Consider the following 1,299-nt stretch of genomic DNA (forward strand, 5'->3'; position numbering starts at 1 on the left):
GATGACCATATAACATTGTACGGACTAGTAAAAGGAAGACAAAGTTATGAAACGGTCTTTAAATCCACAAAAACACTACCTCTCATGGTTGCCTATATGTACGAGAACTAATACTACATGAAAAATAAAAAACATAACCAAATTATTCACGTTTCAGAAACACATATTATCATTCGACTCCACACAAATGAGACTCTAAATGTTCCTATCAATGAGTTAACTTTTCACCCTAAAGTAAACGATATTGTTGAAGTTTACCAGAATCAGAATCATGTAGTAGTTTGTCCTCTACCACAGAACAACAATCTTTGGATTCTTGTAACCTCAATTACACTTCTACTTCTTACCATTATAGGAGTTACATTTTTGTTCTTTAGACAGTCAGATAGGAATATAGAAACAGTAGATAATCAATCTTCACAACAAAGCTCCTCTACTACTTCTAGTTCCTCTGCATCATCCAGCTCTTCATCCAGCACATCTACCACAAGCTCTAGCTCAACTGAAGATAGTATAATAGATACGACAGCCGAAGAGCTTCGAGATATGGAGAATGATGGTAGATTAAATACTGGTCAACTATACCGCTTCACAGCAGAACTAACACGCCAAAAGTTTTGGGAATCGTACGTAGGACATTTTAAAGCTCTAGATACATACCATACTATTTGGGTAAAAGCTAGTAATGCTCCTATGACTGGTGTACAAGTACAAATTAAGAAATCTATGATTGAGGGATGGCAAGAAGGAGCAACCGTTACTTTCACAGTCAAAATCATGGAAGACTCTGAAAAATTTCAATTCTGGGTTGCTACTGATGCCACACTTATCACGACTCCCACAGAAGAAAAGCACACAGAAAATACAACACAAGAAATTGATACACAAGCTATTCTACATGGAGACTACTCTAGCATAGCTGGTACTTGGAGGAATGAACTAGGATATGAAATAGTGTTTAATAAGAATGGGTTAACAAAAGGAGGACAGATAGCTCAGTCAGGCATGGGAAGCGATGGACACATAGGTTTTAGTGTCAGCTCAGGACCTATAGGAGCTGCAATGGGAATATATCCCCCTGGAACAAGTATACCTATGAAACGATTTGAGAATAACCAAATGGTATCAATCGAAGACCCAACTGATAAAAGTAAAACTAGAATTATCATTACTCAAACACATCCATCTGATGAAAAAGCTGTCTACTACAAAATAGACTAAAACAACATTCCCTATACTTACAAAGTTTTTCTAGTTACCTGAAAATCCCTGCAATTACTCATTGCAGGGATTTTGTAT

The 1,299-nt window shown here is 36.6% G+C and carries 1 protein-coding gene; it reads left to right on the plus strand.

Annotated features, from left to right (window positions below; genetic code table 11):
- Positions 1-117: 117 nt before the first annotated feature.
- Positions 118-1,221, plus strand: coding sequence for a DUF6287 domain-containing protein (locus tag ACFX59_RS18210; protein ID WP_387434460.1), 1,104 nt, complete (start codon positions 118-120; stop codon positions 1,219-1,221).
- Positions 1,222-1,299 lie beyond the last annotated feature (78 nt).

Origin of the sequence: Sphingomonas sp. NCPPB 2930 (assembly GCF_042867205.1) — a bacterium.
Taxonomy (GTDB): domain Bacteria; phylum Pseudomonadota; class Alphaproteobacteria; order Sphingomonadales; family Sphingomonadaceae; genus Sphingomonas.